This is a genomic window from Variovorax paradoxus, assembly GCF_009498455.1.
GTDB classification, from domain to species: Bacteria; Pseudomonadota; Gammaproteobacteria; order Burkholderiales; family Burkholderiaceae_C; genus Variovorax; species Variovorax paradoxus_H.
In genome coordinates this window covers 6,921,361-6,936,414 of the sequence record NZ_CP045644.1, presented here as the reverse complement: position 1 = coordinate 6,936,414, position 15,054 = coordinate 6,921,361, and the positions used below count along the sequence as shown (strand labels likewise).

At 67.8% G+C, this 15,054-nt stretch carries 11 protein-coding genes; 2 read left to right on the top strand and 9 right to left on the bottom strand.

What is annotated here, in order from left to right; all coding sequences use genetic code 11:
- From GFK26_RS32195 to gcl, 3 genes are read right to left on the bottom strand one after another with little or no spacing between them, the layout of a single operon-like run.
- On the bottom strand, positions 1-915 hold the full coding sequence (locus GFK26_RS32195) for a 2-hydroxy-3-oxopropionate reductase (RefSeq protein ID WP_153285547.1): 915 nt from the start codon (positions 913-915) through the stop codon (positions 1-3).
- Between the two features lie 23 nt (positions 916-938).
- Positions 939-1,724 carry a hydroxypyruvate isomerase gene (gene hyi, locus GFK26_RS32190; protein ID WP_153285546.1) on the bottom strand — a complete coding sequence of 262 codons (786 nt, stop codon included), beginning with the start codon at positions 1,722-1,724 and terminating at the stop codon, positions 939-941.
- Between the two features lie 17 nt (positions 1,725-1,741).
- Positions 1,742-3,535 (bottom strand): glyoxylate carboligase, encoded by a 1,794-nt coding sequence (gcl, locus tag GFK26_RS32185; protein ID WP_153285545.1) that lies wholly within the window; start codon positions 3,533-3,535, stop codon positions 1,742-1,744.
- Between the two features lie 110 nt (positions 3,536-3,645).
- Here gcl and GFK26_RS32180 point away from each other — a divergent pair, with 110 nt between their 5' ends.
- Positions 3,646-4,548: a LysR family transcriptional regulator gene (locus tag GFK26_RS32180; protein WP_062473378.1), complete on the top strand. Its 903-nt coding sequence runs from the start codon at positions 3,646-3,648 to the stop codon at positions 4,546-4,548.
- 273 nt (positions 4,549-4,821) lie between these two features.
- Here GFK26_RS32180 and GFK26_RS32175 read toward each other — a convergent pair whose 3' ends face one another.
- The 5 genes from GFK26_RS32175 to GFK26_RS32155 form a co-directional block, all read right to left on the bottom strand.
- The gene (locus GFK26_RS32175) at positions 4,822-6,324 is read right to left on the bottom strand and encodes a carotenoid oxygenase family protein (RefSeq protein ID WP_153285544.1); all 1,503 of its coding nucleotides are present in this window, start codon (positions 6,322-6,324) and stop codon (positions 4,822-4,824) included.
- Positions 6,325-6,336: 12 nt separating this feature from the next.
- Positions 6,337-6,774: a DUF2141 domain-containing protein gene (locus tag GFK26_RS32170; RefSeq protein ID WP_153285543.1), complete on the bottom strand. Its 438-nt coding sequence runs from the start codon at positions 6,772-6,774 to the stop codon at positions 6,337-6,339.
- A gap of 154 nt (positions 6,775-6,928) precedes the next feature.
- Positions 6,929-8,038, bottom strand: a complete 1,110-nt coding sequence (locus GFK26_RS32165) for an AI-2E family transporter (RefSeq protein ID WP_153285542.1) — start codon at positions 8,036-8,038, stop codon at positions 6,929-6,931.
- Positions 8,039-8,207: 169 nt separating this feature from the next.
- Entirely contained in the window at positions 8,208-8,915 is a 708-nt protein-coding gene (locus tag GFK26_RS32160; protein WP_153285541.1) for a GntR family transcriptional regulator, read from the bottom strand.
- 4 nt (positions 8,916-8,919) lie between these two features.
- Entirely contained in the window at positions 8,920-10,260 is a 1,341-nt protein-coding gene (locus tag GFK26_RS32155) for a C4-dicarboxylate transporter DctA (protein ID WP_153285540.1), read from the bottom strand.
- Between the two features lie 219 nt (positions 10,261-10,479).
- On the opposite strand from GFK26_RS32155, the gene GFK26_RS32150 reads away from it, so the two are divergent.
- Positions 10,480-11,454 carry a hypothetical protein gene (locus GFK26_RS32150; protein WP_153285539.1) on the top strand — a complete coding sequence of 325 codons (975 nt, stop codon included), beginning with the start codon at positions 10,480-10,482 and terminating at the stop codon, positions 11,452-11,454.
- Positions 11,455-11,500: 46 nt separating this feature from the next.
- On the opposite strand, the gene GFK26_RS32145 is transcribed toward GFK26_RS32150, so the two are convergent.
- Positions 11,501-15,043 (bottom strand): indolepyruvate ferredoxin oxidoreductase family protein, encoded by a 3,543-nt coding sequence (locus GFK26_RS32145; protein WP_153285538.1) that lies wholly within the window; start codon positions 15,041-15,043, stop codon positions 11,501-11,503.
- Between the last annotated feature and the right edge of the window lie 11 nt (positions 15,044-15,054).

Here is a 15,054-nt window from a genome sequence, read left to right as displayed (position 1 = left end):
TCAGTCGGGTGACACGGTGTGCTGGGCGAGGGCCTCAAGGGCCTTCACCAGCGCCGAGTGGTCCAGCTGGCCGTAGCCCATCGCCGCGCAGGCGTTCATCAGCTGCGCTGCGTTCGCGGTCTGCGGCAGCGCCACGCCGAGCGAACGGGCGCTCTGCATCGCGAGGTTCAGGTCCTTCTGGTGCAGCGAAATGCGGAAGCCCGGCGCGAAGGTGCGCTTGATCATGCGTTCGCCGTGCACTTCGAGAATGCGCGAGCTGGCAAAGCCGCCCATCAGCGCCTGGCGCACCTTCGCGGGGTCGGCGCCGGCCTTCGAGGCGAACACCAGCGCCTCGCTCACGGCCGCGATGTTCAGCGCCACGATGATCTGGTTGGCCACCTTGCAGACCTGGCCGTCGCCCGCGCCGCCCACCAGCGTCACGTTCTTGCCCATCTTGTCGAGCAGCGGCTTCACGCGGCCGAAGGTGCCTTCGTCGCCGCCGCACATGATCGTCAGGCTCGCGGCCTTGGCGCCCACTTCGCCGCCCGAGACCGGCGCGTCGATGTAGCCGGCGCCCAGCGCGACGATGCGGCGCGCGAACTCCTTGGTGGCGATCGGGTCGATGGAGCTGCAGTCCACCACGATCTTGCCCTGCGAACCCTTCAGGCCGTCGGCCACGCCTTCCGCGCCCGGCACGCCGAACAGCACCTTCTCCACGTCAGGGGTGTCGGGCACCATGATGAAGATGATGTCGGCCTTGCGCGCCACTTCGGCGGCCGAGCCGCAGATGGTGGCCTTCGAAACGAAAGGCTCCGGTGTGTTGCCGTGCGTGTTCACGAAGAGCTCGTGGCCTGCGTCGAGCAGGTGGCCCGCCATGGGCGCGCCCATGATGCCCAGGCCGATGAATCCGATTTTTTGTGCTGCTGCAGTGGTCATGTCTCTGTTTCCTTCGTGAACGTTCATTGCTTCTTCGTGAGGGCTTCGCGCCAGCCCAGGCCTTCCACCGTGGTGGCGCGGGGCTTGTACTCGCAGCCGATCCAGCCGTCGTAGCCCAGCGCATCGATGTGCTGGAACAGCCACGGGTAGTTGATCTCGCCCGTGCCCGGCTCGCCGCGGCCCGGGTTGTCGGCCAGCTGGATGTGGCCGATGCGCGCCAGCTGCTTGGTGAGCGTGTTGCCCAGCTCGCCTTCCATGCGCTGTGCGTGGTAGATGTCGTACTGCACGCGCAGGTTGTCCGAGCCCACCTCGTCGATCAGCGCCAGCGCCTGGTCGGTGCGCGTGAGAAAGAAGCCGGGAATGTCGAAGGTGTTGATCGGCTCGATCAGCAGGCGCAGGCCCGCGGCTTCCAGCTCGCGCGCTGCCAGGCGCAGGTTCTCGACCACGGTCTTGTGCGCGGCTTCCGTGCTCACGCCCGCCGGCACCTTGCCGACCAGGCAATTGAGCTGCGGGCAGCCCAGCGCCGTCGCGTAGTCGATGGCCAGCGCGATGCCTTCGCGGAACTCGCCGGTGCGGTCCGGGTGGCAGGCGATGCCGCGCTCGCCCTTGTCCCAGTCGCCGGCCGGCAGGTTGTGCAGCACCTGCTGCAGGCCATTGGCGCGCAAGGCGGCCACGAGTTCCTTCTTGTCGAAGGGGTAGGGGAAGAGGTACTCCACCGCCTCGAAGCCGGCCTTGGCGGCCGCCTCGAAGCGCTGCATGAACGGCAGCTCGGTGAAGAGCATCGTGAGATTGGCTGCGAACTTGGGCATGTCTTTCGTCTCCTCGATCAGTCCAGCATCGCCACGGCAAGTGCGGTCGGTGCGTCGGCCATGCTTTCGGCCAGCGGTTCGAATTCGTTGATGGCGTCGATCTCGGTGCCCATCGCGATGTTGGTCACGCGCTCGAGCATCACCTCGATGACGACCGGCACCTGGAACTCGGCCATGAGCGCTTCGGCGCGGGCGATGGCGGGTGCCATCTCTTCCTGCTTGTGCACGCGGATCGCCTTGCAGCCCAGGCCCTCGACCACCTTGAGGTGATCGACGCCGTAGCTGCCTTCGATGCCGGCGTCGGCCGGTGCGTTGATGTTGTCGAACGCCAGCTGCACGCAGTAGTCCATCTCGAAGCCGCGCTGCGACTGGCGGATCAGGCCGAGGTAGGAGTTGTTGACCACGATGTGCAGGTAGGGCAGCTTGAACTGCGCGCCCACGGCCAGCTCTTCGATCATGAACTGGAAGTCGTAGTCGCCCGAGAGCGCGACGATCTTGCGCGTCGGGTCGGCGGCACGCACGCCCAGTGCGGCAGGAATGGTCCAGCCCAGAGGGCCGGCCTGGCCGCAGTTGATCCAGTGGCGCGGGTTGTACACGTGCAGGAACTGCGCGGCTGCGATCTGCGACAGGCCGATCGTGCTCACGTAGCAGGTGTCGCGGTCCAGGTGGTTGTTCATGCACTGGTACACGCGCTGCGGCTTCATCGGCACGGTGTCGAAGTTGGTCTTGCGCAGCAAGGTCTTCTTGCGCTCGCGGCATTCGCCGGCCCAGGCGCCGCGGTCGGCGAGCTTGCCCGCGGCCTTCATTTCCTCGGCCACTTCGACGAAGAGTTCGAGCGCGGCCTTGGCGTCGGAGACGATGCCGAAGTCGGGCGTGAACACGCGGCCGATCTGCGTGGGCTCGATGTCGACGTGCACGAAGGTGCGGCCCTTGGTGTAGACGTCGACCGAGCCCGTGTGGCGGTTGGCCCAGCGGTTGCCGATGCCGAGCACGAAGTCCGACGCGAGCACGGTGGCGTTGCCGTAGCGGTGGCTGGTCTGCAGGCCGCACATGCCGGCCATCAGCGGGTGGTCGTCGGGAATGGTGCCCCAGCCCATGAGCGTGGGGATCACCGGCACGCCGGTGGCTTCGGCAAAGCGCACGAGCAGGTCGGACGCATCGGCATTGATGATGCCGCCGCCGGCCACGATCAGCGGGCGCTCGGCGGCCTGCATCATGCCGATGGCCTTTTCGATCTGGGCGCGCGTGGCGGCCGGCTTGTAGGGCTTGAGGGGCTCGTAGGCGTCGATGTCGAATTCGATCTGCGCCATCTGCACGTCGAAGGGCAGGTCGATGAGCACGGGGCCCGGGCGGCCCGAGCGCATGAGGTGGAAGGCCTGCTGGAACACCTGCGGCACCTGGCCGGGTTCGCGCACGGTGACCGACCACTTGGTGACGGGCTTGGAGATCGACTCGATGTCGACCGCCTGGAAGTCTTCCTTGTACAGGCGTGCGCGCGGCGCCTGGCCGGTGATGCAAAGAATGGGAATGGAGTCGGCCCAGGCCGAGTACAGGCCCGTGATCATGTCGGTGCCCGCCGGGCCCGAGGTGCCGATGCACACGCCGATGTTGCCGGCGATGGCACGGGTGTAGCCCTCGGCCATGTGCGAGGCGCCCTCGACGTGGCGCGCCAGAATGTGCGCGATGCTGCCGCGCTGGCGCATCGCAGAGTACAGCGGGTTGATTGCTGCGCCCGGCACGCCGAAGGCCTGCGTCACGCCTTCTTTTTCCATCACCAGAACTGCGGCCTGGACCGCTGTCATCTTTGCCATTGAAAGTCTCCTTGAGGTGGCCTCACTGTAGGAAGCGGGGCGCATTCCAAGAAGACGGCTGGGGACCATAAAACCTATTCCGCCATGGAATAACTGGCTACCATCCGGCCATGGACCGACTACTGGCTATGGAAATGTTTGTGCGGGTCGTCGAGACCGGCAGCTTCTCGAAGGCGGCGCGCGAGTTCAACACCACGCAGCCCACCGTGACCAAGCAGGTCGCGGCAACGGAAGCGCGGCTGAAGGTGCGGCTGCTCAACCGCAACACGCGCGGCGTGAGCCTCACGGAGCCGGGCGCGCTGTACTACGAGAAGTGCAAGACCATCGTGCGTGACGCCGAGGAGGCCGACAGCATCGTGCAGCTGCGGCAGAACCAGGCGCAGGGGCTGCTGCGCGTGGGCACCTCGGTGGCCTTCGGGCGGCGCGTGGTGGTGCCGTTGGCACTGGAGTACATGCGCCGGCATCCGCAGGTGCAGCTCGACCTGAGCTTTGAGGACCGCTACGTCGACCTCATCGCGCAGGGCATCGACGTGGCGATCCGCATGGGCAAGCTGGCCGATTCGTCACTGGGCGCGCGCTACCTCGGCGCAAATCCGTGGGTCATGGTGGCGTCGCCGGCCTATCTGAAGAAGCACGGTACGCCCAAGCGCGCACAAGACCTGAGCGCGCACGTGGCGCTGATCTACAGCAGCGTGGTCGGCGACGAGTTCTGGCGCATGCACACACCGAAGGGCGATCCGGTGACGGTGCCTGTGTCGGGGCGCTTCCGCTCCAACAACCTGTCGGCTGTGCTGGCTGCGGCGCGTGACGGGTTGGGGATTGCGTTGATGCCGCGCTATGTGGCGAGTGAGTCGTTGGCTGCTGGCAAGGTGAATGCCGTGCTGGGGGACCATGCGTTGCCTGAGCAGGAGATTCACGCCGTGTTTCCTTCGCCGAAGTTGGTGCCGGGGAAGGTGTCGGGGTTTGTGGCGTTTCTGCAGGGGCGGTTTGATGAAGGGTGGTGGGAGGCCTGACGCGGGTCATTCAGGGCGCGTGCCCAGGCCATCGGGTACTTCCCTCCGCGAATGTCCCCCGCTTCGCTCCTCCTTGATTTCGCTGCGGGAAGCACCCAATGTCCTGGGCCCACCGAGCGCTGTCGGTGTGCTGGTCCGATCAACCACTGCTCTGATGACGCTCACGTCGATGGGGTGCCTTGCGCAGCGAAATCAAGGAGGAGGGCGAAGCCCGGGGGACATTCGCGGAGCAAGGTTCCCCGTCGGCGGGAGTGTCGCCCTGAACAACAACGCTCAGGCTTTCAGGAAGGCCCCGTGCAACCCCAATGGCAGCGCATACGGCAGCGTCGCCTGAGCCACAGGACCGGCCGCCAGGTGGTCCGCCGCAAAGCACGACAGCACCGTCCGCTGCCGACCGAAGTCCAGCGCCGTGCCCAGCACCCAACCCGGCTTCGCACCATCCGGCACGAAGACGTGCTCTTCCACGATCGCTTGCGCGCCATAGCTGAAGCGCTGGCTGCGTCCGCTCTCGATGTCGGTGCGCGCGACCGCGCCGAAACCCGGTACGTCGGCGCGCGTCTGCGTGGCGTGGACCACCTGGCGGTGGCGCAGGCCGACGCGGCGCGGATCGATGCGGGGGAACTCGGCCTCGAGCGGCAGCTCGCGCTGCGTGGCCTTGCCGGTGCCCAGGTCGAGCGTGGCGACGGTCAGGCGCGGCTCGTTGCGGCGCACGCGGCTTGCGCGCATCACCTCGCGGTTGCTGGTGAACACCGACTCGGCGTTCTGCGTGCGGACGTAGTCGACGTGGATGCGCGCACCGCGCGGCGTGTCTTCCTCCCACGCATTGCCGACGTGGAACAGGAAGCCGGCCGGCAGCTCGAACAGCTGGCGCTTGTCCCAGTTCTGCTTGTCGACCACCAGCGCACGCATGCCGAGTTCGGGTCGCCAGACGTGGGCATCGAGAAAACTCGCGCCCGCCTCCTTGCGCTTGCTGTCGTAGACCAGCGGCGGCATGAGGAACACCAGGTGCCGCGCGGTCACGGCGAAGTCGTGGACCATCGGAAGCTCGGGCACCGGCACGACGGCTGCGCGGCGCAGCGCGCCGCCGGGCGCGATCTCGTACAGCGCGAGCAGGCTCTGGCCCGAGCTCACGCCGAAGTTCCACACGGTGCCGTCCGGGTCGACCTTGGGGTGGGCCGAGAAGGGCATGCCGGCGAGGTCGGCGCGCCAGGTCTTCACGCCCAGCGTGTCGAGCGTGCGCGCATCGATGCGCGTGGCCGAGCCGCCTTCCCACAGCGCGAGCACTTCGCCCTGCATCGGCAGCACGCTGGTGTTGGCGACGTTGATGGCATCGGCCGAGGTGGGCGGCTCCACGCCCGGCGGCATGGTGCCGAAGGCTTCGGTGAGGTGGCGGCCGGCTTTCACTTCGGCCACGCGCTTGGGCGTGGCGACGTAGCTGCCCTGGTGACGTACGTCGGCGCCCTCGATCACGAAACGGTGGACCATGCCGTCGCCGTCGAACCAGTGGTGGTAGCGCTCGCCGCCCAGGTCGTGGCCGGCCGGGCCGATGCGGAACAGCGTGCCGGCCACGGCGTCGGGAAAGCGGCCGCGCACGGTGGCGCGGGTCAGCGGCAGGTCGCCCGGAGGCGTGGCGAAGCCGATCTTCCACGGCGCATCGGCGGCTTCGAACTGGGCCTGCCAGTTGTCGTCGGTGGTGCCGGCGGCACGCGCCAGCGGGCTGAAGAGGGGCAGGGCGCCGGCGGTGGCCAGCAGGCGCAGGAGTTCGCGTCGTTCCATGGCGGTTACTCCTCAGCGCAGGTGAATGACGGCCTGCGCGTCGGCGTCGACGCGGAGGGCGGCGGCCTCGAAGTCGGGCGCGCCGCGGTTGCCCTTGGCGTCGTTCGAGAAGCCGTAGCGCTCGATCGGCATGCCCACGAGGTTGGTGTCGAGCTTGCCGTTGCCGTTCTCGTCGGCGAACACGCGCAGCGCGTAGCGCCCCGGTGCCAGGTCGGTGAAGACGAAGCGGGCCTTGCCGTCGCGTGCCGGTCCGGTCTGCGAAGCCACGGGCTTGCTCTCGGTGTAGCCGGCGGCGTCGTTGTACAGCGCGACGTAGAGCGTGGCGCCGGCGGCCGGGCCGTCGGCAATGCGCAGGTTCAGGTCGGCGGCCAGGGCGCCGAGCGGGGCGAGCGCGGCAGCCGTGAGAAGGGCGCGCGCGGCGGGGCGGGAGAGCAAAGCGGGAAGGTGCATGGCAGGCCTCGGTGTGGGTGGAGGGCCCGACGATCCCGCAGTCGCCGGGCGGTGCCCAGCGTCATGCGACGGAATGCGTGAATGCGCGCGCGAAATGCGCGCAGGCGGAGCGAACGTCGCGGCCTGTGACCCGAGGAAAGGGCCGCGGCTGCGGTCAGAGCTTCTTCTGGCCCGCCTTCGCGGCGTCGGTCGTGTCCTCGGCTTCGTGGCCCGGGCCCACATGGCCGACGTCCGCGAACAGGCTCCAGGCGGCCATGAACAGCGCCGCGATCACCGGGCCGATCACGAAGCCGTTGATGCCGAAGATCGCCATGCCGCCGATGGTCGACATCAGCACGATGTAGTCGGGCATCTGCGTGTCCTTGCCCACCAGCACGGGGCGCAGGATGTTGTCGACCAGGCCGATCACGAACACGCCGATGAAGATCAGCACGCCGCCCTGCCAGAAGTGCCCCGTGGCCAGGTAGTAGATGGCCACCGGCCCCCAGATGAGCGCCGCGCCCACGGCCGGCAGCAGCGACAGGAAGGCCATCAGCACCGCCCACAGCAGCGCGCCCTGCACGCCGAGGAACCAGAAGGCCAGCCCGCCGATGGTGCCCTGCGCAATGGCCACGGCCACGTTGCCCTTCACGGTGGCGCGGATCACGGTGGTGAACTTGTTCAGCAGGTAGTGCGTGTGCGGCTTGGCCAGCGGCACGGCGTCGCGCATGGTCTTGGAGAGCGTCGCGCCGTCGCGCACCAGGAAGTACAGCAGGTACAGCATCACGAAGAAGCTGATGACGAAATCAAACGTGTTCTGCCCGATGGCCAGCGCCTGGCTGGCAATGAGCTGGCTGGCCTGGCCCGCGATGGCCGAGATGCGCGCCTGCCAGGCCGCCATGTCGCCCAGGCTGAAGCGCTCCACGAGGCTCAGCAGCCACTGCGGCGCGGCGTTCAGGATCTGCTGGAAGTAGGCCGCGAAGTTGATCTGGCCCGAGCGGATGTTCTGCGTGATCAGTGCCACCTCCTGCACCAGCGACACGCCCACCATCGCCAGCGGCAGGATCACGATAAAGAGGCAAATGGCCAGCGTCGACAGCGCGGCCGCATTGCGCTTGCCGGGCATCTTCCGGAGCAGCCACTTGTAGAGCGGCGTGAACAGGATCGCCAGCGCCACCCCCCAGAGCACCGCGCCGAAGAACGGCATCAGCACCCACAGAAAGGCGACGGTGACAGCAGCAAGCAGGGCGAGGAAGACGCCGCGCTGAAGTTGGGGAGAGTTCATAGGTGTCTCGGACTGTAGCCGAGCCGGAACCCGTCGCCGTGTCAGCCGGCGCGCCCTTGTGCGATGCAGCAGGCTTGCCCAAGAAAAACGCCGCAGGCGCAAGGCCGGCGGCGTGTGTCAGCTACGCAATTGATAGCTGAGGCTGGCACAAGTGCACAGCGACACAGTGCTATCGCTTGGCTGCGCGCGGCAGCGCCACGGGCGCCAACGTGGCGCGCAGGCGGCTCGGTGCATCGGGCTCGGTGGTCGCGTCGACCTCCAGCGCCCGTTCGACATTGCCGATGTGGTCGAGCATGAGCTGGCGCGCCTGCGCGATGTTGCCGGCCTCAAGCGCTTCGACGATCGCGCCGTGCTCCGCGCACGACTGCCCGGCCTCGTGCTTCGACTGGTAGAGCGTGGCGGCCAGCGTGGTGCGCGCCGTGAGGTCGCGCAGCACATCGACCAGCAGCTGGTGGCCCATCTGCTCGGCCAGGCAGACATGGAAGTCGGCCAGCAGGAAGGCGCGCGTGGCGGCGTCGGCGCCTTCGATGGCGCGCTGCTCGTCGGCGATGTGGTCGCGCAGCTTGCGGATCACCTGGCCCAGCGGGCGGCCCTCGCTCGCGGCCAGGATGCCGGCCTCGACGATGCGGCGGGCCGAGAACGCGTCGCGCGCTTCCTCGGCCGAAGGCTCCACCACGTACCAGCCGCGGCGCGACTGCACCTCGACGAAACCGCGCGCCTGCAACTGCATCAGCGCCTCGCGCACCATCGTGCGGCTGACCGAGAAGTTCTCGGCCAGCGCCTGCTCGCCGAGCCGGTCGCCGGGCGCGAGCTTCTGCGCGAGGATGGCCTCGACGACGCGTTCGGCGATGGCGGTGGGGCTGACGTCGGCGGGCATTTTTTCAGTGGGCGGTGGAAGCGGCGGTGCCGGTGTTTACCACGGGCGCCACGGGTGCTTCAGCCAGCGGCTCGTCGTCGGGCGAGTAGGTGCCATTGAGCACCGCATGTGCGCGCTCGCGGTCGATGTCGCCTTCCCAGGCGGCGATGGCGACGGTGGCCACGCAGTTGCCGATCAGGTTGCCCAGCGCGCGGGCAATGCCCATGAACCAGTCGACCGACAGCACCAGCACCAGGCCGATGGCGGGAATCGCCGGAATCGCATGCAGCGTGGCGGCCAGCACCACGATGGCCGAGCCCGGCACACCGTGCGCGCCCTTCGAGGTGACCAGCGCAATCGCCAGGATGGTCAACAGGTCGGCCATCGAGATCGGCGTGTTGGTGGCCTGTGCAATGAACACGGCCGCCAGCGTGATGTAGATCGAGAACGCGTCGAGGTTGAACGAGTAGCCCGTGGGAATCACCAGGCCCACCGTCGAGTCGCGAATGCCCATGCGGCGCAGCTTGGCCATGATCTGCGGCAGCACGCTGTCCGACGAGGTGGTGGCGAACACGATGGCCAGCTCTTCGCGCAGGTAGCGCAGCAGCTTCCACAGGCTGAAGCCCGACATGCGCATCACCAGCCCGAGCACCACGAACACGAAGATCAGCACCGCGCCGTAGAAGAGCGCGACCAGCATGCCCAGCTGCTTGAGCGAGCCGATGCCGTACTTGCCGACCGTGAAGGCAATGGCGCCCAGCACGCCCAGCGGCGCCAGCTTGATGATGATTCCCATGATCTTGAACAGCACCAGCGAGAGCGCATCGACCACCGCCGCCACCGGCGCGCCGCGGTCGCCCAGCAGCGCGAGCGCGCAGCCGAACAGCACCGCGAACAGCAGCACCTGCAGCACGTCGCCTGTGGCGAAGGCAGCCACCACCGTGGTCGGAATGAGCTTCATCAAAAACTCGACCGTGCCGCCGCTCGTGAGCTTGTCGGCGTTGGAGGCGTAGGCGCTCATGGCGCTCGCGTCGAGTGCCTTGGGGTCGACGTTCATGCCCACGCCCGGCTCGAACACGAAGGCCAGTACCAGGCCCATCGCCAGTGCGATGGTGGTCAGCACCTCGAAGTAGATCAGCGCCTTCACGCCGACCCGGCCCACGCGCTTGAGGTCGCCTGCGCCGGCGATGCCATGCACCACCACGCAGAACACCAGCACGGGAATGATCATCTTGATCAGCTTGATGAAGCCGTCACCGAGCGGCTTGAGCTTGGCGGCGAACTCGGGCGCAAAGAGGCCGACGAGCACGCCCACCACCAGTGCGATGACCACCTGTCCGAAGAGCGATTTGGCAAAGCGAGGCATGGAAATCTCCTGTCGTTGTCGTGTCGAGGTTTTGCATGCAAGGATCGCTTTTTCTTGCATACAAGGACTGTAGGCAAGAAGACTTCAGGGGGTTCAGAGGGTATTCCCGGGGCTTTTCGAGGGGCTTCGAGCGGCCGGAAGAAGCGCTCCCATGGATGGGGGAGGCGGCGTTTCGGGGCGGCTCCTAGCATCCGCCACCCACAACGAGGAGAGCCCCTGATGAAGATCGCCTTTACTTCCTGCTTCAGTGCCCAGAGCTTCAAACAGCAGCCCGTATGGACCCAGGTCGGCGCCTCCGGCGCCACGCACCTGGTGCTGCTGGGCGACTCGGCCTACTACGACGCCGACGGTTCCGACATGGGCGCGGTCAAGGCGATGGGCGCCCATGACTTCGCGCTGCATGCCTTCGGCCGGCTGCGCGACCAGCTCAACCAGAAGGAGTTCGCCAAGCTGGTGCGCAACACGAGCTTGCGCATTCATCCGATCTGGGACGACCACGACTTTCTGTGGAATGGCGCCTGCGGTGCGCAGATCGAGGGGCAGCCGTCGTACCGGCACTTGCTGGACCCGACCCGCGCGGCGTTCCGGGCCTATCGCGACGCGCTGGACTCCCACGACCCGAAGACTTTTCCCAAGCCCGCCGATGGCTGGAACCTGGGCGTGGCCGAACCCGGCTACCGGACCCTCATGCTGAGCAACGCCAACGACCCGGATGGTGCGGTGATGCTTCACCTCACCGACGGTCGCAGCTACAAGACCAAGGGTGGCGAGGACGCCGTGCTCGGCAAGGCCCAGATGAAGAAGTTGACGAAGGCCATCGAAGCCTCGGACGAGAAGACGGTGCACCTGATTGCCAGCGGCCTCACCTTCGAAGCCCGCCACGGCGAGACCTGGATGGACTGCGTGGCAGAGCACGCCGCGATCCTCAAGCTCGCAGCGACGCGCCGCATCCTCATCCTCAGCGGCGACGTCCACGAGAACCGCTTCGCCGTGCCATGGCCGACCGGCCCCTGGAGCCTGTTCGAGGTCACCTCGTCCGGCGCTGCGTTGCGCACGGCCGTCACCATCGGCGCGCTGCAATGCAACTGGGGGCTCGTCGACATCACGAAAGACCAGGTGAGCATCGAGCTGTCGCAGCTGCACATGGACACGCGCCGCCGCGTCATCGACCGGAAGAAGTGGAAGATGCTCTGAGGCGCGTGCCGTATGGCAAGGGGCGGCACACGGCCGCCCCGACCACTCAAGCGGCCATCGGCTCCGCCCGAGCGGCCCGCGCAGGCGCCACAGCATCGAGCTGCCCGCGCAGCATCTCCCACCGCACGCGCGCCGACACGATGCTTTCTTCCTTCACATGCCCGAAGCCGCGGATCTGCTCCGGCAGGCGCGCCAACGACAGGGCCGTGTCGAAGTCGATGCGCTCGAAGCGCGCGAGCAGGTCTTCAACCATCGCGCGGTAGTCGGCAACCAGCTGGCGCTCCATGCGGCGCTCGGCCGTGCGGCCGAACGGATCGAGCGCCGTGCCGCGCAGGCCGCGCAGCTTCGCGAGCACGCGGAAGGCACCGAGCATCCACGGGCCGAAGCTGGTCTTCACCGCGCGGCCTTCGGCGTCGCGCCGGCCCAGCACGGGCGGCGCCAGGTGAAAACGCAGCACGGGCTTGCCTTCGAACTGCTCGCCGAGCTTCTCCAGGAAGCGCGGGTCGGCGTACAGGCGTGCCACCTCGTACTCGTCCTTGTAGGCCATGAGCTTGAAGAGGCCCGAAGCAACGGCCTTGGCGAGCACCGTGCTGCCGCGCGTGCGTTGCTCGGCGTCGCGCACGCGTTCGACGAGGTCCGCGTAGCTGCGTGCGTAGGCGGCGTTCTGGTACGACGTCAGGAACGCGGTGCGGTCGGCCACCAGCGCCTCGAAGCTCTGCGGCTTCTGCAGCGACACCACCTGCGCCGGTGCGGCCTGGCGCGTGACCGCCGCAAGGTCGAGCGCGGCCTTGCGGCCCCAGCGGAACGCGGCCTGGTTGGCCTTCACGGCCACGCCGTTGATCTCGATGGCCTTGTCGAGCGCTTCGGCCGACAGCGGCACAAACCCCTTCTGGAACGCGAAGCCCAGCAGAAACAGGTTGGCCGCGATGGCGTCGCCCATGAGGCGCGTGGCCAGCTGCGTGGCGTCGATGAAGTCGGCGCGGCCTTCGACCGATTCTTCGATGAGCGCACGCACCTGCGCGGCCGGAAACTCCCAGTCGGGCTGCTGCGCGAAGTGCCCCGTCGGTTGCTCGAAGGTGTTGACCAGTGCGTAGGTGCGGCCCGGCCGCATGCGTGCGATGGCGTCGGGCGCGCCGGCCGTGAGCATGTCGCAGCCAAGAATCAGGTCGGCCTCGCCGGTGGGAATGCGCTGCGCCTTCAGCTGCGCCGCATCGCGCGCAATGCGCACGTGTGACGTGACCGAGCCGTTCTTCTGCGACATGCCCGTCATGTCGAGCACGCTCACGCCCTTGCCTTCGAGGTGCGCCGCCATGCCGATCAGCGCCCCGATGGTGATCACGCCCGTGCCGCCGATGCCGGTGATGAGGATGTTGTGCATGCCTTCCAGCGCGAGCGGCACCGGCGCGGGCAGGGCAGGTTCCTCGGCGGCCTTCGCGGCCACGGGCGCATGCTTGCGCGGCTTCACGCCTTCGACCGTCACGAAGCTCGGGCAGAAGCCCTTGATGCACGACTCGTCGGCGTTGCACGCGCTCTGGTCCACGCTGCGCTTCAGGCCCAGGTCGGTTGGCTTGGGCAGGAGGGCGGTGCAGTTCGACTGCTCACCGCAGTCGCCGCAGCCTTCGCACACGGCGTCGTTGATGAACACGCGACGTGCGGCTTGCGGAAACTCGCCCTTCTTGCGACGACGGCGCTTCTCGGCCGCACACACCTGGTCGTAGATCAGCACCGACACGCCCTCGAAGCCGCGCAGCTCGCGCTGCACTGCGTCCATGTCGTCGCGGTGGTGCACGCTCAGTGCAAAGCCGTCACGGTCGGGCGGCAGCAGGCTGCGGTCGGCCCAGCGCGTCGGGTCTTCGGCCACCAGCGCGAGGCGCTTCACGCCTTCGGCCGCGACCTGATGCGCGATGCGCGGCACGGTGATCGGTCCGTCGACCGGCTGGCCGCCCGTCATCGCGACCGCGTCGTTGTAGAGGATCTTGTAGGTGATGTTCACGCCCGCCGCCACGGCCGCGCGAATGGCGAGCGAACCCGAGTGGTAGTAAGTGCCGTCGCCGAGGTTCGCGAACACGTGCTTGCGCTTGGAGAACCACGCCTGCCCCAGCCACGGCGCGCCTTCGCCGCCCATGTGCGTGGTGGTGCGGTTGTGCTCGGGGTAGATCGCCGTGGCCATCACGTGGCAGCCGATGCCCGCGAGCGCGAGGCTGCCTTCGGGCACCTTGGTCGAGGTGTTGTGCGGGCAGCCCGCGCAGTACCAGGCCGGGCGCGAAGGCGTGGCCACGGCCTTGCCGAGCACCACGTCTTTCGCGTCGAGAATCGCCAGCCGCATGCGGATGCGGTCGCTGGTGTGAAAGCGCGCCACGCGCCCGGCAATGACGCGCGCGATCTGCGCCACCGAGAAGTCGGCCGTGGCCGGCAGCAGCCACTGGCCGCGCGGGTGCGCGCCCCATTCGCCTTGTTCGTCGAACTTGCCGATCACGCGCGGGCGCACGTTCTCGCGCCAGTTGTACAGGTGCTCCTTGAGCTGGTACTCGACGATCTGGCGCTTCTCTTCGACCACCAGGATCTCTTCGAGCCCGTCGGCAAACTCGCGGATCGAATCCGGCTCCAGCGGCCAGGGCATCGACACCTTGAACAGGCGGATGCCGATGCGCGCGGCCTCGTCGGCGTCGATGCCCAGTTCTTCGAGCGCTTCGAGCACGTCGCGGTACGACTTGCCCGAGGCCACGATGCCCAGCCGCGCCTGCGGCGAATCGATGGTCACGCGGTTCAGGCGGTTCTCGCGCGCGTAGGCGATGGCGGCGTAGATCTTGTAGTCCTGCATCAGCGCTTCCTGCTTGCGCGCCTGCACGCCGAGCGTGTCGGTCGACAGCCGCGCATGCACGCCGCCGGGCGGGAACACGAAGTCCTTCGGCAGGCGCGTGTGCACGTCGAGCGCGCCCGCGGCAATGGAGCCCGACGACTCCACCGTGTCGGCCAGCGCCTTGAAGCCGACCGGCAGGCCGGCAAAGCGCGACATCGCAAAACCGTGCAGGCCCAGCTCGATGTATTCCTCCACGCTCTGTGGGTAGAGCATGGGGATCATCGAGGCCGCGAACAGGTGGTCGCTCTGGTTGGGCAGGGTAGAGGACGACGCGCCGTGGTCGTCGCCCGCCACCAGCAGGATGCCGCCCTTCGGCGAGGTGCCCGCGTGGCTCATGTGCTTGAACACGTCGCCGCAGCGGTCCACGCCGGGCGCCTTGCCGTACCACATGGCAAACACGCCATCGACCGCGCTCTCGCCGGTCAGGTGCACCTGCTGCGTGCCCCACACCGCGGTGGCAGCCAGCTCTTCGTTCACACCGGGCAGGAACTTGACGGCATTGGCTTCGAGTTGCGGCTGGGCTTTCCACAGCGCTTCGTCCAGGCCGCCGAGCGGGGAGCCGCGGTAGCCCGAGACAAAGCCCGCGGTGTTCAGGCCGGCCTGCTGGTCGCGCCATTTCTGCACGAGCATGAGGCGCACCAGCGCCTGGATACCGCTCAGGTAGATCCGGCCTTCGGTGGCCGTGTATTTGTCGTCCAGCGCAACGCTGGCGAGTTCGTGGGTTGCCATGAGAAAAAAAG